At 70.9% G+C, this 14,314-nt stretch carries 12 protein-coding genes and 1 pseudogene; 7 read left to right on the plus strand and 6 right to left on the minus strand.

Translation table 11 applies throughout. The annotated features are described in order from the left end of the window. Positions 1–63: 63 nt before the first annotated feature. Positions 64–906, minus strand: coding sequence for a class I SAM-dependent methyltransferase (locus C1707_RS22770; protein ID WP_101715562.1), 843 nt, complete (start codon positions 904–906; stop codon positions 64–66). Positions 907–1,181: 275 nt separating this feature from the next. On the opposite strand from C1707_RS22770, the gene C1707_RS22775 reads away from it, so the two are divergent. The 6 genes from C1707_RS22775 (at position 1,182) to C1707_RS22800 (ending at position 7,608) form a co-directional block, all read left to right on the plus strand. After that, positions 1,182–1,658, plus strand: coding sequence for an Hsp20 family protein (locus tag C1707_RS22775; protein ID WP_101715561.1), 477 nt, complete (start codon positions 1,182–1,184; stop codon positions 1,656–1,658). A 185-nt stretch (positions 1,659–1,843) separates the two neighbouring features. Next, positions 1,844–3,430, plus strand: a complete 1,587-nt coding sequence (locus tag C1707_RS22780; RefSeq protein WP_101715560.1) for a DUF4153 domain-containing protein — start codon at positions 1,844–1,846, stop codon at positions 3,428–3,430. Next, positions 3,427–4,140, plus strand: coding sequence for a response regulator transcription factor (locus tag C1707_RS22785; protein ID WP_101715559.1), 714 nt, complete (start codon positions 3,427–3,429; stop codon positions 4,138–4,140). Before C1707_RS22780 ends, C1707_RS22785 begins: the two co-directional genes overlap by 4 nt. Then, entirely contained in the window at positions 4,137–5,729 is a 1,593-nt protein-coding gene (locus tag C1707_RS22790; RefSeq protein WP_240633800.1) for a sensor histidine kinase, read from the plus strand. Before C1707_RS22785 ends, C1707_RS22790 begins: the two co-directional genes overlap by 4 nt. A gap of 90 nt (positions 5,730–5,819) precedes the next feature. Further along, on the plus strand, positions 5,820–6,020 hold the full coding sequence (locus tag C1707_RS22795) for a hypothetical protein (RefSeq protein WP_101715558.1): 201 nt from the start codon (positions 5,820–5,822) through the stop codon (positions 6,018–6,020). Between the two features lie 73 nt (positions 6,021–6,093). Further along, a complete protein-coding gene (locus C1707_RS22800; RefSeq protein WP_101715557.1) occupies positions 6,094–7,608 on the plus strand; it encodes a dipeptidyl-peptidase 3 family protein in 1,515 nt (504 codons plus the stop codon). Between the two features lie 117 nt (positions 7,609–7,725). On the opposite strand, the gene C1707_RS22805 is transcribed toward C1707_RS22800, so the two are convergent. Then, a complete protein-coding gene (locus tag C1707_RS22805) occupies positions 7,726–8,934 on the minus strand; it encodes a M24 family metallopeptidase (protein WP_101715556.1) in 1,209 nt (402 codons plus the stop codon). Positions 8,935–9,163: 229 nt separating this feature from the next. On the opposite strand from C1707_RS22805, the gene C1707_RS22810 reads away from it, so the two are divergent. After that, positions 9,164–9,805, plus strand: a complete 642-nt coding sequence (locus C1707_RS22810) for a GntR family transcriptional regulator (protein ID WP_101715555.1) — start codon at positions 9,164–9,166, stop codon at positions 9,803–9,805. On the opposite strand, the gene C1707_RS22815 is transcribed toward C1707_RS22810, so the two are convergent. The 4 genes and pseudogenes from C1707_RS22815 to C1707_RS22830 all read right to left on the minus strand — a co-directional run bounded on the left by C1707_RS22815 (position 9,802) and on the right by C1707_RS22830 (position 14,208). Continuing rightward, the gene (locus C1707_RS22815) at positions 9,802–10,587 is read right to left on the minus strand and encodes an ABC transporter ATP-binding protein (protein WP_101715554.1); all 786 of its coding nucleotides are present in this window, start codon (positions 10,585–10,587) and stop codon (positions 9,802–9,804) included. The two genes, C1707_RS22810 and C1707_RS22815, sit on opposite strands and share 4 nt — an antisense overlap. 15 nt (positions 10,588–10,602) lie before the next feature. Next, a complete protein-coding gene (ntrB, locus tag C1707_RS22820; protein ID WP_101715553.1) occupies positions 10,603–11,523 on the minus strand; it encodes a nitrate ABC transporter permease in 921 nt (306 codons plus the stop codon). Positions 11,524–11,537: 14 nt separating this feature from the next. Further along, positions 11,538–12,835, minus strand: a pseudogene (locus C1707_RS22825) (CmpA/NrtA family ABC transporter substrate-binding protein). Positions 12,836–12,840: 5 nt separating this feature from the next. Then, positions 12,841–14,208, minus strand: a complete 1,368-nt coding sequence (locus tag C1707_RS22830; protein WP_101715551.1) for an alginate export family protein — start codon at positions 14,206–14,208, stop codon at positions 12,841–12,843. Between the last annotated feature and the right edge of the window lie 106 nt (positions 14,209–14,314).

Below are 14,314 nucleotides of genomic sequence, written 5' to 3' on the forward strand. Positions count from 1 at the left end.
GGATCCCAGCCTAGACCGCGACCTTGACCAAAACTGGCCCTTGGGCCGTCACCAGGCGCGACCTCACGCGGGCTTCTTGAAGCGCAGGGTCATGCGGTCGCTTTCGCCGATGGCGTCGTACTTGGCGCGATCGAAGTTCGGATCGGCCGGCTGGCCCGACGGCGCCGACTGGCGGGTGGGCGGCAGGGTCCAGACGCCGAAGGGGTGATCCTTGGTGTCCTTGGGGTTGGCGTTGATCTCGGACTTGGCGTCGAGCTTGAAGCCGGCCTTCTCGGCGATGGCCACGACGGTCGAGGTGGCCATGTAGCCGCCGGCGCCGGGGCTCTTCTCGTCGGCCGGCTCGGCGCGGTGCTCCTCGATGGCCAGCACGCCGCCCGGCTTCAGCACGGCGAAGAAGTCGGCAAAGATCTTGTCGACCTCGCCCGGACGGCCGGTCCAGTTGTGGACGTTGCGGGCGGTCAAAACGAGGTCGGCCGAGCCCGGCGCGCCCAGCGGCGCGGCCACCGGTCCGAAGTCGACGAACTTGACCTTGCCGTACTTGGCCTCGTCGGCGAAGCGGGCCTCGAAGGCCGCGCGGCCCTTGCGGGCGCCTTCCGACAGCTTGGGATTGGCCAGGTCGGCGACGCCGGCGACGTAGGTCCCCTTGGTGGCCTTGGCGTAGGGCGCGAGGATCTCGGTCCAGTAGCCGCCGCCGGGCGAGACCTCGATCACGGTCTGGCCGGGCTTGAGCCCCCAGAACGCCAGGCTCTCGTAGGGATGACGAGCGCCGTCGCGGGCGACGCTGGCCGGCGTGCGGTCGGGCGAGGCGACGGCGGCCTTGAGGGCGGCGTCGGCGGCCAGGGCGCCGGCTGTGGGAACGAGGGCCGCTGCGGCGGCGAGGATCAGCAGGTGGCGGCGGGCGGGCATGGTCTGTCTCCGTCGTCGTCGAGGTGACGGACCTTAACCTTGGGTGGCGTCCGATCAAGCGATTCCGGCCCATCGAGGCCACGCTTCGCGCCGGCGCCTCCGAAGCCGTTGCATTCAAAAACGTCGCACCCCTTGAAGTCGAAAAACGGCCTCCCAACTATTCAACCGAAGGCGCTGGACAGCCGGGCCTTCCGGATCACAGACGAGGCCGATTTCGGGTCGTCGAAGGTTCGAACACTGACTGCAACCTTGCTTGAGAAGAAGGTTCTACACTTATGCGTACGATCGATCTTTCGCCCCTGTACCGTTCGCTTGTCGGCTTCGACCGCCTGGCCGCGCAACTCGACGCCGCCGCCAAGACCGAAGCCGCCTCGGGCTATCCGCCCTACAACATCGAGCGCACCGACGAGAACACCTACCGCATCGAGATCGCCGTCGCCGGCTTCAAGCCGGAAGAACTGTCGATCGAGGCCAAGGAAGGCCTGCTGACCGTCTCGGGCCGCAAGGCGGCCAACGACGAGACCAAGCGCTACCTGCATCGCGGCCTCGCCGAGCGCAATTTCGACCGCCGCTTCCAGTTGGCCGACTACGTGGTGGTGACCGACGCGGCCCTGGCCGACGGCCTGCTGACCATCGCGCTGAAGCGCGAGCTGCCCGAAGCCCTCAAGCCCCGGACCATCCCGATCAGCACGGGCGCCGTCGCCGCCGACGGCGACGCCTCCACCCTGATCGAGGGCGAAAAGGCCGCCTAAGGGCGACCGATCGCTTTCTTCCCTTCTGAATTCCCCTCCGACTTTCGGGCGGCGCGACCTCGCGCCGCCCTTTTTTACGTCTGCACCGGCTCTGCACGACGAGCGGTCGGACCGTGCACGCCCGCGCCGCCGGGGCTGCAAGCGCCCCGCCTAACCAGAAGGCTCCGACACAGGGAGCCCTTCCGATGCCCGCCCTTCGATCGCCGTCCGCCGCGCCGTTCTGGATGAAGCCCGTGGCGGCCGCCGTGCTGGCGCTGGCGGCCGACCAGCTGCTCTACCGGCAGGCGGCGGGCGCGAACCTGGGCCTGGTGTTCCTGCTGGCGACCTTGGCCGTCGCCCTTGCCGCCCCCACGTCGCGCAAGGCCTGGCCGGCCCTGCTGCTGGCGGCCGCTTTCGCCGCTCTGATGATCGAGGCGCCGGGAAGGCTGGCCCTGGTGTTCTGCGTGCTGAGCCTGGGCGTCGCGGCGCTGTCGGCCCGCGCCGGCGCCCGCGACGACGCCTGGCGCTGGGCCCAAAGGCTGGGGTTCTGGCTGGCCATGGCCCTGGTGGCGCCGATCCTCGACTTTCTGGCCCTGCGCAAGCATCGCACGGCGAGCGGCGACCTCGTGCTGCGCCGCCTTCCGGTACTGGTGCTGCCGGTGGTCGGCGGCATGGTGTTCGTGGCGCTGTTCACCGCCGCCAATCCGGTGATCGCCCAGGCGCTGGGCCAGATGCGCCTGCCGCTGTTCGACCCCGCCCGGCTGGTCTTCGCCGGACTGGTGGGCGTCTGCGCCTGGGCCCTGCTGCGCCCGCGCTTTCTCAGAACGACGCAGGGCCTGCCCGCCGGCTCCGGCGCGCCCCTGCCGGGCGTCAGCGTCGCCTCGGTCGGCCTGTCGCTGGTGGTGTTCAACGCCCTGTTCGCCCTGCAGAACGGCCTGGACGTCGCCTTCCTGTGGTCGCGCGCGCCCCTGCCCGAGGGCGTGACCCTGGCCGAATATGCCCATCGCGGCGCCTATCCCCTGATCGCCACGGCGCTGCTGGCCGGCCTGTTCGTGCTGGTCGCCCTGGCGCCGGGATCGGCCACGGCCCGCTCGACCTGGCTGAGGCGACTGGTGGTGCTGTGGGTGGCGCAGAACCTGTTCCTGGTGGCCTCGTCGATCCTGCGCACGGCGGACTATATCGACGCCTACGGCCTGACCCGCCTGCGGATCGCCGCCCTGATCTGGATGGCGCTGGTGGGCGTGGGCCTGGCCCTGATCTGCTGGCGGATGCTGCGGGGCAAGAGCGGCGCGTGGCTGGTCAACGCCAACGTCCTCGCCGCCGGCGTCGTGCTGGCCGCGTGCGCCGTGATCGATCTGGGCGCCGTCGCGGCGGACTGGAACAGCCGCCACGCCAGGGACGTGGGCGGGCGCGCCTCCGAACTCGACGTCTGCTACCTGGAGCGGCTGGGCGACTCTTCGGTCGTGGCGCTGAGCCGCCTGCGCGCCCGCCCCCTGCCCCAGCCCCTGGCAGCCCGCGCGGCCTGGTCGCGCACGCTGCTGCTGGAGGACCTCTCCAGGCGTCAGGCTGATTGGCGCAGCTGGACCTGGCGCGGCGAGCGGCGGCTGCGAGCGGCTCTGGCGCTGGGCCCCAGCGACCTCGTCGTCAGGGTGCCGGCCGGACTGGAAGACTGCGACGGCTATCCGATGACCAATCCGGGCCGCGTGGACCCGTCGACCCCGCCGCGGGCCGTTCCCCTGGTCCCAATCGCCCCGTTGACCTCCGACGTCGCAAGCGGAACATCTGCGCCATGACTCAGCCCATCCTGATCGTCGACGACGAGCCGCATATCCGCGAGCTGCTGGCCTTCGCCCTGGGCAAGGCCGGCTACGCCACGGTCGAGGCCGGCGACGGCGAGGCGGCGCTGGAGGCGATCGCTGCCCACAAGCCGGCCCTGGTGGTGCTGGACATCAACATGCCGCGCCTGAACGGACTGGACGTCTGTCGGCGGATCCGCGCCGAGGGCCAGTTGCCGGTGCTGCTGTTGTCGTCGCGCGACGACGAGATCGACCGGGTGCTGGGCATCGAACTGGGCGCCGACGACTACGTGGTCAAGCCGTTCAGCCCGCGCGAGGTGACCGCCCGGGTCAGCGCGATCCTGCGCCGCGCCAGCGCCGCCGCGCCGGTCGAGGAGCCCAAGCTGGTCAGCCACGGCCGCCTCAGCCTGGAGGCCGAGGCCTGGCGAGCCGCCTGGGGCGGCGAGGAGGCGACGCTGACCGTCACCGAGTTCGGCATCCTGTGGACCCTGGCCAGCGCCCCGCGCCGGGTGTTCAGCCGCGACGCCATCATCGACCGCCTGCGCGGGCCCGGCTTCGCGCTGACCGACCGCACCATCGACAGCCACGTGCGCAACCTGCGCGCCAAGTTCGCCAAGCTGGGCGGCGTCGACCTGATCGAGACCCGTCCGGGCGTCGGCTATCGCCTGGGTCCGTGCCAGGGCACGAGTCAGAGCGCCGGGGCGTGATCGCCGCGCTGGACGCCTGGAAGGACGCGGTGAAGCGGCGCTGGCCGGCGCTGCGGCTGCGCAGCATCCTGCTGGCGGTGCTGCTGTTCGCCGCCTCGATGCCCGCGATCGGCGGGGTGTTCCTGCGCAGCTACGAGAACACCCTGGTTCGCCAGACCGAGGCCGAGCTGGCCGCCCAGGGCGCGGCCCTGGCCGCGACGGCCGCGGCGCTGTGGCCCGGCGCCCCGCCGCCGGCCCCCGCGCCACGTCCGGATCCGGAAGATCCCTACTATTACCGGCCCGAGCGGCCGAGCATCGACCTGTCGGCCGCCCCCATCCTGCCCGAGCGTCCCTCGCCCGCCCCGGGCGCAGCGGCGCCGGACCTCGCCGCCAGCGCGGCGGCCGCCCGCCTCGACCACATCTTCGCCGACACCACGCGCAGCACCCTGGCCGCCATCGTCCTGACCGACGCGCGCGGACGCGTCGTGCGGGGCCTGGGCGCCGGCGGCGACCTGTCGGCCCTGCCCGAGGTGCGCGAGGCGCTGGCCGGACGGTCGCAGACCGTGCTGCGCCGCAACGGCCAGTACCGCCAGCGCTCGATCTGGGAGCTGTTCAGCCGGGCCTCGGCGGTGCGGCTGCACCATGCCCGCCCGGTCGAGGTGGGCGGCCGGACGGTCGGGGTGCTCTTGCTGTCGCGCTCGCCGCGCGGCCTGTTCAAGGGCCTGCACGAGGATCGCGGCAAGCTGCTGCTGGGCGCCGGGGTCATACTGGTGGTGCTGTTCGGCCTGGCGGGCCTGGTGTCGCGCGGGGTGACCCGGCCGATCGAGCAGCTCAGCGCCGCCACGCGGGTCATGGCGGCCGGCCGGGGCGAACCGCCCGAGACGCCGCGCACGGCCGCCGTCGAGATCCAGGCGCTGTACGACGACTTCCGCGCCATGTCGGACGCCATCGACCGTCGGTCACGCTACCTGCGCGACTTCGCCGCCGCGCTGAGCCACGAGTTCAAGACGCCGCTGGCCGGGGTGCGCGGCGCCATCGAGCTGCTGCAGGACCACTATCCCACCATGAGCCAGGCCGAGCGCGAGCGGTTCCTGGCCAACATCGCCGCCGACAACGCCCGCCTGTCGGCCCTGGTCGGACGCCTGCTGGAACTGGCCCGCGCCGACATGGCCACGCCCGAGGCCGGCGTCGCCGCCGCGCCAGCGGCCGCGGCCAGGACCGTGGCGGCGGCCCTTTCGACGCCCGTCTTCACGGTCGCCAGCGACCTGCCCGCCGACCTGCCGCCCGTCGCCGCCCCGCTGGCGATGATCGAGACGGTGCTGACCGTGCTGGTCGAGAACAGCCGCCAGGCCGGCGCCGGCAAGGTCGCGATCAGCGGCCACGACCGGGGCGGCAGCGTCGTTCTGGTGGTCGCCGACGACGGACCAGGCGTGCCTGCGGCCGACGCCGTCCGACTGTTCGAGCCGTTCTTCACCACGCGCCGGACCGAAGGCGGAACCGGCCTTGGCCTGTCGATCGCCCGCTCGCTGGCCCGCGCCCACGGCGGCGAGGTGGCCTATGTCGCCGACCCGGACGGCGCCCGCTTCACCCTGTCGCTGCCGACGGCCTGATCGTCTGCACGAAATCTCCACATGGGTTCCATCAGGGCGCCCCACGCCGTCCGTAGGGTGCGATCTCGCCTTTCCGGCCAGGAGATTTCCATGCTGACCGCCGCCCCGCCCGCCTCCGACTGCCAGGTCGAACTCGACATCGCAGCCGGCCGCTGCACCTGGGCCGTCACCCGCCCCGACGGCATGCGCCTGTCGGGCGAGGCGGCCGATCCGGCCTTCGCCCGCAGCCAGAGCCACCTGGCGGCCGTGATGCTGGACGCCTTCGCCTCCCTGAAGCGCCGCCGCTTCTAGACCCGCCTCGTCTTCGCCCCAAGGCGGGTGTAAGCGGAGCCATCGCTTCATCCGCAAGGGCCACAGCTTCTCCATGCGCGCGCTTCTCTCCCTCGCCCTGACGCTCGGCGTCTCGGCCGCCGCCCTCTCCGCTCCTCTCGCCGTGCAGGCCGCGCCGCCCGAGAACTACGCGACCATCCGCATGAAGACCGACACCGCCTTCCTCAGCCCCGAGGAGCGCAAGGTGGTGAACCTGCTGATCCAGGCGGCCGACCAGATGACGGCGATCTACGCCAAGCAGATGGTCGCCCAGGGCGGCCCCGACGGCCCGGGCCACGGCTTCTATCCGGCCGGCCTGACCAAGGCCCAGCTCGAGGCCTATCTGGCCGCCCACCCCGACCAGAAGGCGGCGCTGATGGACACCTACACGGTGGTCCGCCGTGACGGCGACAAGCTGATCGCCGTGCCGTTCTCGCAGGCCTACAAGCCCGAGCTGACCAAGGCCGCCGCTCTGCTGGACGAGGCCGCCAGGATCGCCACCAACGCCAGCCTCAAGAAATTCCTGACCCTGCGCGCCCAGTCGTTCCGCACCAACGACTACTTCCAGTCCGAGATGGCCTGGATGGATCTGGAGGGCACGCCCATCGAGGTAGCGATCGGCCCGTACGAGACCTACACCGACGAGCTGATGGGCCAGAAAGCCGCCTTCGAGGCCTTCGTCACCCTGAAGAACCCGACCGAGAGCAGCGCGCTCGACAAGTACAAGGCCTATCTGCGCGACATGGAGGCCAACCTGCCGGTCGCCGACGCCTACAAGAACTTCAAGCGCGGCGGGGCCTCGCCGATCGCGGTGGCCGAGCAGATCCGCGGCGGCGGCGACAACCTGCACGGCCCGCAGACCGTGGCCTTCAACCTGCCCAACGACGAGCGCGTGCGCGAGGCCAAGGGCGCCAAGAAGGTGATCCTGTCGAACGTGCTGGCCGCCAAGTACGAGGGCATCCTGCAGCCGATCGCCAACCGCGTGCTGGTCGCCGACCAGGCCGCCCTGGTCAGCCAGAAGTACATGACGCTGGAGACCCTGTTCCACGAGCTGTCGCACAGCCTGGGTCCGGGCTCGATCGTCGTCGACGGCCGCGCCACCACCGTCTCGGCCGAACTGAAGGACATCGGCGGCACCGCCGAGGAGGCCAAGGCCGACGTCATGGGCGCCTGGAACATCCTGTTCATGATGGACAAGGGCGAGATCCCGGCGGCCGAGCGCCCGCAACTGTTCGCCACCTATCTGGCCGGCATCTTCCGCGCCGCCCGCTGGGGCGACGAGGAGGCCCACGGCCGGGGCGCGGCGCTGCAGTACGGCTACCTCAAGGCCAAGGGCGCCTTCGTCTATGACCCGGCCCAGAAGCGCTTCCGCGTCGACGACGCCAAGATGGCGGCCGGCATGCGCGACCTGGTGGCCGACATCGTCAAGCTGCAGGGCGACGGCGACTATGCCGGCATGGTCGCCTTCTTCGACCGCTACGCTCACCTGGACGATGACGCTCGCGGCGTGATCGCGACGCTGAAGGACATCCCCGTCGACATCGCGCCGGTCTATCCGGACAAGGTGTGAGGTCAAGACCGCCTGCGGCCCTTCGGGCCACCTCCCCCAGAGGGGGAGGATCTTGGCGCTCCAGATGCTCCCCCCTCTGCGGGAGCTGTCGCGGAGCGACTGAGGGGGTCCCGGCGCCTACGCCTTCAACCCGAACGGGTCGTCGATCGAGGGCGACGGCGGGGTGAACCAGGCCGCGCCGTCGGCCGTGACGTACATGTGGTCCTCCAGGCGCACGCCGAAGCGGCCGGGGATCACGATCATCGGCTCGTTCGAAAAGCACATGCCAGGCGCCAGCGGCGTGGCGTCGCCGCGCACCAGGTAGGGACCCTCGTGGATCGACAGGCCGATGCCGTGTCCCGTGCGATGCGGCAGGCCCGGCAGGGCGTAGTCCGGACCCAGGCCATGGCGTTCGAGCACCTGGCGGGCGACCGCGTCGATGGTCTCGCACGGCAGGCCCGGACGCACGGCGGCGAAGGCGGCGGCCTGGGCTTCGTGCTCGATCTCCCAGATCCGGCGATGTTCGTCGCCGGGCGTCCCGAACACGTAGGTGCGGGTGATGTCGGCCTGGTAGCCCTCGACCTGGCAGCCGGTGTCGATCAGCACCAGGTCGCCCTCGGCCAGTTCCTGGTCGCCGGGCAGGCCGTGCGGATAGGCCGTCGCCTCGCCGAACTGCACGGCGCAGAAGGTCGAGCCGCCGCCGCTGGCCGCGCGGTGGGCCTCGTCGATGAAGCGCTTGACCTCGCTGGCCCGCACGCCGGGCGCCAGCACCGCGCCGGCGCGGCGATGCACGTCCAGCGTGATGGCCTTGGCGTAGCGCAGCAGGGCCAGCTCGGCGTCGGACTTCACGCCCCGGCAGCCGTCGACCACCGCCCCGGCGTCCTTGACCGACAGCGACGGCGCGGCGTCGCGCAGGGCCGAGAACAGCGAGAACGGCGCGGCCGGATCGAGGGCCAGGACGTCGGCGCCCAGCTGAGCCAGCGAACGACCGACCAGGGCGGCGGGGCTCTCGTGCTCCTGCCACAGGCGGATCTCGACCTCGACCTTCAGGTCAGCTTGCAACGAGCCCAGCTCGAAGGCCGGGCAGATCATCACCGGCGCGCCGGCGACCGGCAGCAGAAGGGCCACCAGCCGTTCGGTCGCGCCCCACGGCACGCCGGTGAAATAGCGCAGCGAGGCCCCGGCCCCGATCAGCAGGGCGTCGGCGCCCAGGGCGCGGGTCAGCCCCCTCGCCTTCTCCAGCCGCGCCTCGTACTCGGCCGCGCCGATGGCAGGCGGCCGGCCCGCCCGCGGCGAAAGGCCGGCCAGCTCGGCGGCCATGGTCGATCCGCCCACGCCCAGGGTCAATGCGGTGTTCCTCGTCTTGTCGCGACCGGCCCGGTCGATATCCACGCGCGCAGGATCGCCGGATTCGCCTGCCGCCGGACGAGCGACGTCGCCGCCGAACGCTCAAACACACGCATACCGGCTTTGCAGGCGGCTCGATATGTCCGAGGTTTAATCTAGGGCCCGGGATATTCTGGTATACGGGCCGTCTCGGCGCGGGGGCGCCGAATTGGGGCTCAGTTCACAGCGCATGAGTATCGTCGTCCGCACCCTGTCCGATCAGACCTACGAGATCGTGAGACGGAGGATCCTGACGGGCGAGATGCCGCCCGGAACGGCGGTGCGTCAGGACACCATCGCCGCCGAACTGGGGGTGTCGAAGATCCCGCTGCGCGAGGCGCTGAGCCGGCTGGAGCAGGACGGGCTGCTCAGTTCCTATCCCAACAAGGGCTACGTGGTGCGCCAGGCCTCGACGGAAGAGGCCAGCGAGGTCTTCGCCCTGCGCCTGAAGCTGGAGCCGGGCGCGGCGGCCGAGGCGGCGCTCAAGGCCGTTCCCGACGACCATCTGCGGGCCGAGACAGCGCTGGCGGCGCTGGAGGCCGAGCTCGGCAAGCCGCAGGGCGACCACGTGACCTGCAACCGCGCCTTCCACATGGCCCTGGTCCGCCCCGGCGGACACATCACCAGCCAGTTGGTCGAGCGACTGCAGATCCTGTCGGAGCGCTACGTGCGCATCCACCTCGAACCGCTGGGCCGCGACGAGCGCGCCAGCCGCGAGCACCGGGCCATCCTCGACGCCTGGAAGGCCGGCGACGCGGCGCGGGTGGAGGCGCTGCTCGCCGGGCACATCGAGGGCACGCTGGCCGACCTGCGCCAGCAACTCGCCGCCTAGGCGGCGCGCCGCGTGTAGAGGAACTCGATCACCGCCGCCCTGGCGTGGACGTAACTGGCGTTTTCCGCCACGGCCAGGCGGTCGCGCGGGCGCGCCAGGTCAACGGGCCGCACCTCGCCGATCGTCGCGCGGGGGCCGTTGGTCATCATCACGATGCGGTCCGACAGCAGTACCGCCTCGTCGACGTCGTGGGTGACCATCAGCACGGTGTTGTTGAGCGCCGCCTGGATCTCCATGACGCTGTCCTGCAGGTGAGCGCGGGTCAGGGCGTCCAGCGCCCCGAACGGCTCGTCCAGCAGCAGCACCTTGGGCTGCATGGCCAGCGCCCGGGCGATGCCGACCCGCTGCTTCATGCCGCCCGAGATCTCGGACGGACGCTTGTCCCTGGCGTGGGTCATCTTGACGAGATCGAGATTGTGCAGCGTCCAGTCGCGGCGCTCGGCCGCCGACTTCCTGCCGGCGAACACCTTGTCGACCGCCAGCTGGACGTTCTCGCGCACCGACAGCCACGGCAGCAGCGAGTGGTTCTGGAACACCACCGCCCGCTCGGGTCCCGGCGCGGCGACGGCCTCGCTGTCGAGGATCACCGCCCCGATCGTGGCGGGCACGAGCCCGGCCACCACGTTCAGCAGGGTGGACTTGCCGCAGCCCGAATGGCCGATGATCGAGACGAACTCGCCCTTGGCCACCCGCAGCTCGACGCCGCGCAGCACTTCCGACGCGCTCGGACCATGCCCGAAGGTGACGCCGAGGTTCTCGATGGAGAGATAGGCCTTGCCCATGATGCTTGTCCTTTCTCAGCTCGCCGCGCCGCCGCGCGAGACGATGCGGCCCAGCAGGGCGACGATGCGGTCCAGGGCGAAGCCGGTCAGGCCCACCCACGCCAGGGCCACGACGATGTCGGAGATGCGCGAGGCGTTGTACTGGTCCCAGATGAAGAAGCCGACGCCGACGCCGCCCAGCAGCATCTCGGAGGCGACGATGGCCAGCCAGCTCATGCCCACCCCGATGCGCAGCCCCGTGAAGATGTAGGGCGTGGTCGAGGGCAGCAGGATCTTGAAGAAGTACTCGACCGGCGACAGCCGCAGCACCCGGGCGACGTTGCGATAGTCCTCGGCGATGTTGCGCACCCCGACGGCGGTGTTGATGACGATCGGCCAGATCGAGGTGACGAAGATCACGAACAGGGCCGACGGGTTGGCCTCGTGGAAGGCCGCCAGCGAGATCGGCAGCCAGGCCAGAGGCGGCACCGTACGCAGCACCTGGAAGATCGGATCCAGACCCCGGTGCGCCCAGCGGTTGGCGCCGATCAGCACGCCCAGACCGACACCGACCACCGCCGAGATCGAGAAGCCCACGGCTACGCGCCTCAGGCTGGTCAGCACGTGCCAGAACAGGCCCTTGTCGACCCCGCCCCGGTCGTAGAACGGATCGACGATCAGCTCCCTGGACTCCAGCCAGATGCGCGAGGGCGACGGCAGGCCGTCATAGGAGTCGCCGCACAGCCCCTGCCAGAGCGCCAGGATCACCAGGGCGGTCAGGGCCGGCGGCAGGACGGCGGCCGCGACCGCCCCCGCCCGCCGGGCAAGGCCGGCCGCTCCGGGGATCTTCGGAGCGGCCGGCGCGGCCTCCGTCGCCGACGCCGTTGCCGGCGGGGAGACCCTCACCGGGGTCGCGACGGGCGCGGCCTCGGCGAAGTCGGGCTTGGGATAGGTCATGGCTGTCCCCTTCCTCAGGCGAGCTTCTTGATGGGCTGGCTGGCGAGGTAGGCGCCCGGATTGGCCGGATCGAACACCTTGCCGTCGAAGAACCGCTCGGGGCCTCGGCTGTCGCCGGCGGGGCCGGACTGGCCGATGCTCTTGGCGGCGGCGCGCCAGATGTCGGCGCGGTTGACCTTGTTGACCAGCGCCTGCTTGTTGACCCCCTGCCCGATCACGCCCCAGCGGATGTTCTCGGTGACGAACCACAGGTCGTGCGACTTGAAGGGGAAGCTGGCGTTGTCGGCCCAGAACTTCATGACGTGCGGCGAGCCCGTCACCTTGCGGCCGTCGCCATAGTCGATGACGCCCTGCTGGCGGGGCAGGATGTCGCCCATCGGCACGTTGATGTACTGCCGCCCCGAGACGATCGAGCACATGGCCGCCTTGTTGGCCGGCTTGTCGCACCACATCTGGGCCTCCAGCACGGCGGCGGTGAGGGCCTGGGCCGCGCGCGGGTAGCGGTCGACCCAGTCGGCCCGCATTCCCAGCGCCTTCTCCGGATGGTTCATCCAGATCTCGCTGGTGGTCGTGGCGGTGTAGCCGATGCGCTGGTTGACCGTCTGGCCGTTCCACGGCTCGCCCACGCAGAAGGCGTCCTGGGTGCCGGCCTTGAGGTTGGCCACCATCTGCGGCGGCGGGATGACGATGGTCGAGACGTCGACGTCGGGATTGATGCCCGCCGCGGCCAGCCAATATCGAACCCACAGGTCGTGAGTTCCACCACGGAAGGTCATGGCGACCTTGGCGATGTTGCCCGAGGCCCGCAGCTGGGCGAACTTGGCCTTGGCCCCGGCGGCGTTTAGGCCGACCTTCACGGCCTTCAGGTCGTTGCCGACCGAAATCGCCTGGCCGTTGGTGTTCAGCCTCGCCAGCACGTACATCGGCAGCGGCTTGCCGCCGGTCTGGACGCCCAGGGTGAACTGCAGCGGCATGGGCGACAGGATGTGCGCCCCGTCGACGCCGCCGCCGCCCGAGCCCAGCATCAGGTTGTCGCGCGTGGCGGCCCACGAGGCCTGCTTGACCACCTCGACGTCGGGCAGGCCATGCTTGGCGAAGAAGCCGCGCTCCTTGGCGATGATCAGCGGCGAGCTGTCGGTCAGGGCGATGAAGCCCAGGCGCGCCTTGGCGGTCTCCGGTCCTGGTCCGGCGGCATGCGCCCCGGCCGGGAACGCCGCCTTGACGGCGGCCATGGTGGCGGCGGCCCCGATCAGGGCCGTGCGGCGGGAAACGCCCTCGGGGCGGTCTTGTCGGTCTTGGTCATGATCGCCATCCGTCTCAGAGCTTGTATTCGAGGGAGAACCAGGCCTTGGTCCGTGAGGCTGGCGGGGACAGGGTCCCGGCCGGCACGGTCGTCTCGCGCTGGAAGTCGGCGTACTTCACCAGCAGGGTCAGCTTGGGCGTGATCGCCGCCGTCAGCTGCACCTCCCACTCGTGGCCGAGGTCGGCGCCGGTGCGCTGGTCGTCGAAGTCGTGGTAGCGGACCAGGACGTCGCTGTTGAAGAACCATGTCTTCCTGAAGCGCGGCTTGACGTTGAGGCCGACGTTCAGGTCCTGCAGGCCGTCGGCGAAGCTCTTGTTGCCGCCGGGCGAGACCCACGAGTCCGACCAGCCGTTGAAGGCGTGGACGGTGCCCAATGGCGTGGTGAAGCCCCGCGTTCCGTCGCCCTCCAGCTGCTCGTAGGCCAGGCGGGCGGTGTAGATGTCGAAGGTTCCGGCCACCTCGCCGGCCCAGTAGTCGAGGTCGTAGCTGGGCGTGTTGCCGTGCCAGTCGCTCTGGCGGGCGAAGGCCGCGCCATAGGCCAACTGGTAGAGCCCTACCCAGGTCTTGCCCGAGGCCTTGGCGCCCTTGGTGATCGACGAGTTGATCGGCGAATTGCCGAAGTCGAGCGCGTAGACGAAGCCCTGCAGGCGCAGCGCCTCGGCCGGCGACCAAGTGACGTTCAGCAGGTGGCTGTCGCTGTCCCAGTCGCGCAGTTCGCCGAGGATGCGGTTGACGTGGGTGAGGTAGGCGTAGGTCCCCTTCACCCGGCCCAGCGCGAAGTCGGCGCGGACGCCGTCGAAGGTCTGCTCGTCCTGGCGCCAGGCGACGCCGCCGACGAAGCGCTGGTCGTCGAGCACGATGCGCTGGCGGCCGGCCGTCAGCTGGAAGGCCGCGCCGGGCGTCCAGGTCACCTGGGCGCGGTTGACCTCGGTGACGTCGGGATCGTTGACGATCGGGTAGCGGGCCTTGTCGGCGCCGTTCAGCGGCGGCGTGGCCGCGCCGGGCACGTTGACCGCGTAGTGCTCGGGACCGATCTGGCGGACGTCCTCGAACTCGATCAGGCCTTTGAAACCATGGAAGTCGCCGGTCTCCCAGCCCAGCCGGGTGCGGACGGTGTAGGCGTTCGCCCGCTCGCGCAGATTGGCCTGGTCGACGGTCTCGTAGCGCGCCCGCACCTCGAAGATCGGCTTTCCCGCCAGCACCTGGTCGCTGAACGTCGGCGGCGGCGCAGGCGTCGGCGACGGTTCGGCCAGCTGCGCCACGGCTTCCGGCTCGGCGGCCGGCGGCGCGGTTTCGGTTGTCGTCTGAGCGTGCGCTCCCGCGGCCCACAGCAGCGCCGCGAGCCCTGCGCCGAGCGTCAGCCCGGCCCTCGTCGTCTTCATGCCTCTTCCCCTCAAGGCCAAAAAAAAACGCCCGGCGGGGGCGCAAGCCCCCTCCGGACGTCGTTGTCCAAAACAGTCGCCGACCCCGTCGTCGGCGTCGGAGCCT

Origin of the sequence: Caulobacter flavus, assembly GCF_003722335.1 — a bacterium.
In the GTDB taxonomy this organism is placed as follows: domain Bacteria; phylum Pseudomonadota; class Alphaproteobacteria; order Caulobacterales; family Caulobacteraceae; genus Caulobacter; species Caulobacter flavus.

What these genes read in the sequence shown, in the direction of transcription:
- C1707_RS22770 (WP_101715562.1), bottom strand. Translation starts at nt 906, where the DNA reads ATGCCCGCCCGCCGCCACCTGCTGATCCTCGCCGCCGCAGCGGCCCTC.
- C1707_RS22775 (WP_101715561.1), top strand. Translation starts at nt 1,182, where the DNA reads ATGCGTACGATCGATCTTTCGCCCCTGTACCGTTCGCTTGTCGGCTTC.
- C1707_RS22780 (WP_101715560.1), top strand. Translation starts at nt 1,844, where the DNA reads ATGCCCGCCCTTCGATCGCCGTCCGCCGCGCCGTTCTGGATGAAGCCC.
- C1707_RS22785 (WP_101715559.1), top strand. Translation starts at nt 3,427, where the DNA reads ATGACTCAGCCCATCCTGATCGTCGACGACGAGCCGCATATCCGCGAG.
- C1707_RS22795 (WP_101715558.1), top strand. Translation starts at nt 5,820, where the DNA reads ATGCTGACCGCCGCCCCGCCCGCCTCCGACTGCCAGGTCGAACTCGAC.
- C1707_RS22800 (WP_101715557.1), top strand. Translation starts at nt 6,094, where the DNA reads ATGCGCGCGCTTCTCTCCCTCGCCCTGACGCTCGGCGTCTCGGCCGCC.
- C1707_RS22810 (WP_101715555.1), top strand. Translation starts at nt 9,164, where the DNA reads ATGAGTATCGTCGTCCGCACCCTGTCCGATCAGACCTACGAGATCGTG.
- C1707_RS22815 (WP_101715554.1), bottom strand. Translation starts at nt 10,587, where the DNA reads ATGGGCAAGGCCTATCTCTCCATCGAGAACCTCGGCGTCACCTTCGGG.
- ntrB (WP_101715553.1), bottom strand. Translation starts at nt 11,523, where the DNA reads ATGACCTATCCCAAGCCCGACTTCGCCGAGGCCGCGCCCGTCGCGACC.
- C1707_RS22830 (WP_101715551.1), bottom strand. Translation starts at nt 14,208, where the DNA reads ATGAAGACGACGAGGGCCGGGCTGACGCTCGGCGCAGGGCTCGCGGCG.